The organism is Flavobacterium undicola, assembly GCF_009909155.2.
GTDB lineage: Bacteria > Bacteroidota > Bacteroidia > Flavobacteriales > Flavobacteriaceae > Flavobacterium > Flavobacterium undicola.
This window is the reverse complement of the sequence record NZ_JAAAPM020000057.1, coordinates 1-7210: the sequence shown is the minus strand read 5'-3', so window position 1 is coordinate 7210 and position 7210 is coordinate 1. Positions and strand designations below refer to the sequence as shown.

The following is a 7210-nucleotide window of genomic DNA, read 5'->3' as shown; positions in this document are numbered from 1 at the left end:
TGCAAGCTTCATCATTTGGCAATTCTTTTATAAAGTTTAGTATGCTTTGTCCTTCAAATACTTCCATAACGACTGTTTTTAAAGACATAAAAATACAGAAACTAAATGACTAACTCAATAAATTTAAACAGGCTCTAAGTTGTAATCAATTATTTCAGCAAGTCTACTTGGATGATAGATTAACCCGTTGGGGGAAATTATGGTTTACTAATTTTCTTTTTTGCTTGATCAAAAAAGAAACAAAAAATTATTCATGCGTTATTATTGTTTTTCGGTATTCATGAATCTTCGATTTCAAGTCTTACGCTTCCTCGTCGGTCAAATTAGTTTTCGAATACTAAAAGAAAATAACTCTCCGCCGCGGCGGATCAAACAGATTTTCTTTTTACGTATTCTTCAAACATTTGACACTCGACTGCGAAAGCTAAGGACAACTAAAACCCCAGAAAACACAATTTAATTTACAATTGACAAAACATAAACGTTATATTATTTTTAGAATAAAAATTATTCCTCGAACTGACGAAAATTTACAATCAAAAACAATTTCACCCAACAGATTAGATTAGTAATTTTATATTTGTAAAAAACAAACAGCATGCTTTCTAAAAAATCAAAATACGCTATCAAGGCATTAGTCGCTTTGGCTAAACACGAGAAGGAAAATAAAGATGGTTCCCCTATGCGTATTATCGAAATTTCAGAACAGGAAAAAATACCTAAAAAATTCCTGGAAGCGATATTGCTGGAATTACGCCGACATAACCTATTAGGAAGTAAAATGGGTGTGAATGGCGGCTATTATTTATTGAAAAGTCCAAAAGATATTGCTTTAACAGACATTATTCGTTTAACCGATGGACCTATAGCTATGATTCCTTGTGCCAGTTTAAATTTTTACGAAAAATGCGATGATTGTGTAGATGAAACCATCTGTGGATTGCGAAAAGTAATGACCGAACTAAGAACCGCCAGCCTAAAAGTACTTAGCGGAAACACCATTGAAGACATCATAAAAAACGAAAAAAAACTGATTAAGACCAAAAGTCAGGAATAAAAAAATCCCGATTGAATTGGGACTTTACTATTTATTTTTTGTTGGTTTTATCTGTACAATCTGAGTGGCATTTTCTTTTTTTGATGCACTCATCTCTTTAAGCCATTTTGCCTGTGCGATTGCTTGTTCTAAAGTAACAGGCGATTGCTTGGATAACATCTCCATGCCTATCTTAGCTCTTTCCTCAAATGATATTTTGTAGTTCATGTTTCATAAAATTTTATAGTACATAGATAAAGATTTTATTGTTATGATATTCTGATTCAAGAATGCACCATTTTATTGCTGTAGCTTGTTGAAGTTTTTATTGTTTGATTCGTTTACTAATAAATTATTAGGATTAATGACTGGTAAAATAAAATCGCTTAATGCTGTTCCTTGAAACCGTGTCATTAGAATTCCTCTAGATGTAGAATAAGTGATAGACGCCAAAGCATTTCCTAAGGCTTGATGTAAAGCAACAGTCTGATCTTTCTCTAGTGTTGTTAATTCCTCAATGTTATCTACATAAAAAACATAAACAAAACTGAATGCTCCAACTGCTTCTTCAATATCATCTCCTTTACTTTTGGTTTCAACATTTACTAAAAAATCAGCTTTTACTAATTTATCATCTAAATTAAATCCAAGTTCAAAATTAACATTGAATGTGTGACCTTCTACTTTTTCAATCTCAAAATCAAACGGACTATTTATTTGTCCTTTAATGATTTTAAAATCTACAATTTCTATTTTTTCTGGCTGTAACATAATTAGCTAACATTTGCTATCTGCGTTTTTGATTTAGCTTTAGACTTTTTCCAAACATTTATATATTCAACATCGGTATTGATGTGTGCATTTTTATAAACTGTTATATAAGTTTTATTTCCTTCTGTTGAAGAAACTGTTTTTCTATGAGGCACATTGATAATTGTATCTCCTAGTTCTGCTTCTAATTTTGCAAGAGAACGCAAGGTAAAATTATGTTCTCCTACTAGCCATTTATTGATTTCCGAAGGTCTTTTTTCTAACTTATCGGCTAAATCTTTTTGACTAAATCCTTTTTCTTTCAATAGCTGATGTACACGTACCACGATATCTGCATATAACCTTGCAAAGATTTTTGTTTCTTCGGGTGTTTCAGCTAGAATTCTTTGGGCTACTTTACTTCTCATAATTTTGGAATTTTAGAGGATGATTTCATCTGAACCATCATAATTAGTCAGTTTTCTATTTTTCTCATCTACAATAATGAAGCTATCTCGAATAGCTTCGTCAATTCGTTTGGCAAATTCGCAAGCGGCCCTCCATTCTAAATGCAATCTACTTTTTTGATTTGTCGGACCATTTTTAATACCACCATTGAAAAGAACAACAATATTGTTTGTGATTTTTAAGGCATATAATCTCAATGGAAAATTGGGAAAATGATATGTAATATTTTGAACTTTTCGTTTACCTTGAACAGGTAATCCTTTGACTTCGTTTTCATCTCTATTGAATAATGCATCAACTGCGCCGTGAGTTTCTCCAATTGCATATATAACGAATGATAATAATTCCTGATTCGCTTCCTTGTATTCTGCCATAGCATCATATTTTTCAAAGAATAAATCAGTTTCATTGCTCTCCTCACCATCCTGTTTCACGGTATAAAAAGTGCATTTAGCACCTTCATCATCCCATATTTCCAGAGCAAATATATTCACTTTATTAGTTGTTTACAAGCAAAAATACACTTTTAAGTGTATTTTGTGATTATTTTATATACTTAGAGTATATTTTTGTTTTAAATATACAAAAAAAAGCTACAACGTTTTTATTGTTGTAGCTTATTGAAATTATATTGCTTGCTCTCATTTGTAGACACGATTTACAAAACCGCTATCCGTTGTGCGAGATATTTATTACATATCTTAGCGATCTGATTTCTTTTTTCAAGACATATTTTATATAATTTAAAACCATGATTCGATATTCAATTTGCTTTATAAAATCTTTTATATAACTAAGAAACTCTTTTAAACAAATGATATATTGCGACTATTCTGTTCTTGAAGGGTCAATGCTATAAGGTTTAGCCACTCAATACCTATTGATTTCCATCCCAATTTAGGGTCGAAGGAGCGAGTAGCACATGCCAAAGCAATTTGATTCGCTTTATTAGGTTGATCGATAAGTTGTAAAATAGCAATAGATAAATCTTCGTGATCTGGTATTTGACCAGAAAAAACATCGTCCATAGGTATATTTCCACTAACTGGTACCCAAAGTGGAGCATCTCCCCAAATTTCACGCAGACCTTCATGTGCTGGTAATATTTGCGCTCCGCCATATAATGAGTGCTCGAAAGCTACTAAACCCCATCCTTCACCCATACAGCTATTGATACCAATTTCACAACATGTATAAAGTTGTACTAAATGCTCATCTGACCATAATTCAGGTCTCATTTCATGGGTTAAAATAACTCTGCCTCGTAAACCTAAACGGTCACGTTCTATTCGAAGATCACATCCTCCACGTGTCGGCTGACAATGAAGCACTAATGTGATATTCGGTCTTAATACTGCTATTGCAGCGAAAGCTTTGAGTGTTAGTTCAGGGCGTTTACGCAGGTCATTACGGTTTGCATTAAGTATCCAAATCCCATCAGACAGGTGTGAATAAGTTGGAAATAGCTTCTCACGTAATTGCTGACGCTGTTCAATCTTAGAGATAAGTGGTTTATCAATAGCATGCGAAATAGTTGTAATGAAAGGCAATCTCCTTGATATTAGTTGACTTTGTTCTTCCAACGCACGTGTTAATATTTTTGCACCAATATCAGTATAAGCCACAACTGTCGTGCTTTGCTCTAATCCGATTAGAGGTAATGAACTGTGTACCTTTCCTTCCACAGGTACATAAGACAAGATCGCTCCCAAAAAACCATCACGGCGCAATCGCGTAACTTGCCATGCAAGCAATTGTCCCTGTCCGATTAGAATAATCAAACTTGGACACAACCTACTTGCTAATGTTGCTAAAGTAGAAGTACGAGTTGCATCAAGTATGTGGTGTTGATGCCCTAACCAAGTCTCTTCGACTTCGTTAAGGCCCAACCCTACTACATGTACCTCATATTCCACAGCAATAGATTTAGCTATTCCTGCTGCAATTCTTCCAAATCCAGTTCCTCTACCTGTATTTGAGACTATGAGAACAAGTGCCAAGACTAAATCGTCACATAAAGCGGAATCTCCACTTCTACGCTCTGTTGCCAACTTTGCAAATTATCTGGATTTTCAAAATATGGGCTATTTATCAAGTTAAATTGACCATCAAAGGCTGGTGTATTACTCTTTCCTACTCCTGAAAACAGAATGGGCCAGTTAGGATATCCCATATCTATATTTGTAATTAAAATTCCGCATGACTCCATCCAAGCTAATGCTTCAACACTAACGGGTCTAGGAGGTGTAGTAGCAACGATTACTACTGTCCACCAGTTTTGTCCTTCTGAAGTTTTTTGAGCCTTGCTAACAAGCGTATCGAAGTCGTCAGGATCACTTGACAAGAAGTTTTCATTAAATTTAAGATTACCCTCATGATCTGTCATAACAATCCAATACATAGATAATTGGCTTTTTGTTGGAGGATTTGGAGGGAGAATTTCCTGTGTTCCCATATTGATAGTACATGCAGCGCCTACAGGCACTCCAACTGTCAGGTCAATTTCCATAAGGCATTGCCCACGTGCACTGGAGTTTAAATATTTTTCGAGAGCTTGATCTAAAAGATTTCCTGCTGCTGCTGGTGCAACGTGAGAAATAGGCTGGAGTTGAAGTCCCGTAACTGAAGGGGTCGTCTTAACTGAAGTTGTCCAATCTGCAACTAAACTTTGATAATTGACAGGAGTATTGGGATCATCAGGAGGTAGAGCTTTAGCAAGAATTGTAGGATCCCCACCTATAACCATCAATTCTGCCTTACGGCTGGAAAACCACGATTTGGCAATATTTTCCCAGTCTGCACTCGCAGAACCCGAGGTGTCAACAAATACAGAATCATATTCAAAACTCATATTCACCTTTGCTGTTTCTTTGTCAAATTGAGACGCACTTGACACCGCTGTCACATAATGTAAACGACCACCGACAATCGATGTTGTAACGACATGTGTACCATATTTGTTAAAAAAGTTAAAAAAAGCTTGCTGAGTAGCCGGCGTAAAAGTTTGTGGTAATGCATCAAGTTCAGCTTTAAACGTGGAATCTAATGATAATGACTGAAGAGACTCAACCGACAATGTCCAAAGTTTAACATTTGACTCTACAAGACCGTAAATTGACACTGATTCACCCTCTGTAAGACTTGAATATGCTGCGTCAAATTCGCCTGTAAAACCCCAACCAGAAGCTTCAATTTGTGTCTCGGCGGCCATATGTTTACTGAACTCATTACGCGAGGAGAAAGTATTGAACTCAATTGAAAACTTTGAGTCATCCACTAGATTGACATTTGCTGGCAGAAGATAAGATACTCCACCTTCAATAACAGGCGATCCTTCACTCTCATTAATATTAACTATTCTTGCAGTTACGTCTGAAGGACCGCTAGAACGAGCTATATTTATTCCGAACCCTAGCACCGATGATCCTGGCACTAAGTTAAGCTCGGGAGTCATAACATCTTGTATAGACATTTGATTTTTTGATTTTTGGACATTTGACATAGACATTTGTTTTTTAAAAATTAGAGATTTGTTTTTTTAAATAATTTCAATTGTTTTTCAGAATTGTTTTACAAACATATAATAATTATTATGTATTTTCTTAAAAAAAACATATATTTTTAAGAAAATTATAAATATGCATATGGAACCTACTTTTCACAGAGACAAAACGGTACATAATCCCGAAGATTTATTGCTGGCTTCGCTTTCTGCCTGTCATATAATGTCTTATCTACACGTTTGTGTCAAAGCGGGAATTGTAGTAACCGATTATATTGACAATGCTACCGGAATTATGACAGTCAAAAAGGATGGTTCGGGACGTTTTATTGAAGTGACCTTAAATCCTGTTGTGACTATTACAGACGAATCACTTTTAGCCAAAGCCAATCAATTGTATACAGAAGCTAATCAATTGTGTTTTATTGCCAATTCAGTGAACTTTCCGGTGAAGCATAATGCGGAGACTACCATTTGATTTAATGCGGAAACTATAACTATAAGTCGGAGTGGTATATCCATAAGTTGGGGAGCAATAACCGTAAATCTCACAGGAAATATTCGATAGGTCGAAGTCTAGGATATAAAAAAGCTACAACGTTTTTATTGCTGTAGCTTCTTAATTTTTATTGCTTGCTCTCGTTTGTGGGCACGGTTTACAAAACCGCGCTATCCGTTTACGAGATATTTATTCTATATCCGAGCTATCGGGGCTATTTAGTAGATATCCGAGCGATCAGGTGACTGATACATTGCTTTATTATCAACTTCCTTTCAGAATAAAGGTTCTCCATTTAAATCCGTAGTAAGTAATTCACTCATATAATCGAAAAAAGGTCTCATTGCTAAAAATGTTGCAATCACTTCTTTCTGAAAATCATCAGATAAAACTTCCTCATCTGTAAATTTTCTCTTCACTACAAATTGTTTTTTCTTAATCAGATTAATTGCAGGATGACTTTTATCGAAGCCTTTCGGAGCAGTTTTTACTCCATCTTCTCCTTTAAGCTCTTCGAAATATTTTACGAAAGTATTGTCGGAAGTAATCTTTTCAATTTCTGTTGTATCCATTTCGAATTCTTTACGGATACGAAGTAAATCTTCACTATTTGGAGCCCAAAATCCTCCACCTACAAAACTGTTATTTTGTTCTAAATGAATATAATAACCGCCTCTTAACATTGGTTTTGTACGGGAATATCCAGCTCCAAAATTAGTTTTATAAGGAGATTTATCTTTAGAAAAACGAACATCTTTATAAATTCTAAAAATATGGATTCCTTGTAAACTATCCTGTTTTTGAAGTTCGGAATAAATCTGTTCGAAAAAAATTTTATTGAGTTATACACTTAATATCTGTTTTATGTTTTTTTGATAAATCGGTTTTGCATTCACCATTCTTTCTATGGATTTATGAAAAATACTTGTTTTAAATTGAGAACGGTTTATCCTAA

The 7210-nt window shown here is 34.6% G+C and carries 8 protein-coding genes and 2 pseudogenes; 2 read left to right on the top strand and 8 right to left on the bottom strand.

Annotated elements, in window-relative coordinates; genetic code table 11:
- Nucleotides 1-598: 598 nt before the first annotated feature.
- Nucleotides 599-1057, top strand: a complete 459-nt coding sequence (locus tag GTZ96_RS17900; protein WP_161645265.1) for an RrF2 family transcriptional regulator — start codon at nt 599-601, stop codon at nt 1055-1057.
- A gap of 27 nt (nt 1058-1084) precedes the next feature.
- Here the strand turns inward: GTZ96_RS17900 and GTZ96_RS17895 are convergent, their stop codons facing one another.
- The 6 genes from GTZ96_RS17895 to GTZ96_RS17870 all read right to left on the bottom strand — a co-directional run bounded on the left by GTZ96_RS17895 (nt 1085) and on the right by GTZ96_RS17870 (nt 5756).
- Nucleotides 1085-1264: a hypothetical protein gene (locus GTZ96_RS17895; RefSeq protein ID WP_161645264.1), complete on the bottom strand. Its 180-nt coding sequence runs from the start codon at nt 1262-1264 to the stop codon at nt 1085-1087.
- 72 nt (nt 1265-1336) lie between these two features.
- Nucleotides 1337-1807, bottom strand: a complete 471-nt coding sequence (locus GTZ96_RS17890) for a hypothetical protein (RefSeq protein WP_161645263.1) — start codon at nt 1805-1807, stop codon at nt 1337-1339.
- 2 nt (nt 1808-1809) lie between these two features.
- On the bottom strand, nt 1810-2214 hold the full coding sequence (locus tag GTZ96_RS17885; protein WP_161645262.1) for a helix-turn-helix domain-containing protein: 405 nt from the start codon (nt 2212-2214) through the stop codon (nt 1810-1812).
- A 12-nt stretch (nt 2215-2226) separates the two neighbouring features.
- A complete protein-coding gene (locus GTZ96_RS17880; RefSeq protein ID WP_161645261.1) occupies nt 2227-2748 on the bottom strand; it encodes a hypothetical protein in 522 nt (173 codons plus the stop codon).
- A 312-nt stretch (nt 2749-3060) separates the two neighbouring features.
- Nucleotides 3061-4305, bottom strand: coding sequence for a glycosyltransferase family protein (locus GTZ96_RS17875; protein WP_181033226.1), 1245 nt, complete (start codon nt 4303-4305; stop codon nt 3061-3063).
- Entirely contained in the window at nt 4257-5756 is a 1500-nt protein-coding gene (locus GTZ96_RS17870; protein WP_161645259.1) for an MAC/perforin domain-containing protein, read from the bottom strand. Before GTZ96_RS17870 ends, GTZ96_RS17875 begins: the two co-directional genes overlap by 49 nt.
- Nucleotides 5757-5898: 142 nt before the next feature.
- Here GTZ96_RS17870 and GTZ96_RS17865 point away from each other — a divergent pair, with 142 nt between their 5' ends.
- Nucleotides 5899-6234, top strand: coding sequence for an OsmC family protein (locus GTZ96_RS17865; RefSeq protein WP_235973061.1), 336 nt, complete (start codon nt 5899-5901; stop codon nt 6232-6234).
- 296 nt (nt 6235-6530) lie between these two features.
- Here GTZ96_RS17865 and GTZ96_RS17860 read toward each other — a convergent pair.
- Together GTZ96_RS17860 and GTZ96_RS18370 are read right to left on the bottom strand one after the other, a co-directional pair.
- Nucleotides 6531-7094 (bottom strand): annotated as a pseudogene (locus GTZ96_RS17860) (DUF2461 domain-containing protein); the annotation flags it as partial.
- Nucleotides 7095-7097: 3 nt separating this feature from the next.
- Nucleotides 7098-7210: pseudogene (locus GTZ96_RS18370) on the bottom strand (IS1595 family transposase); the annotation flags it as partial.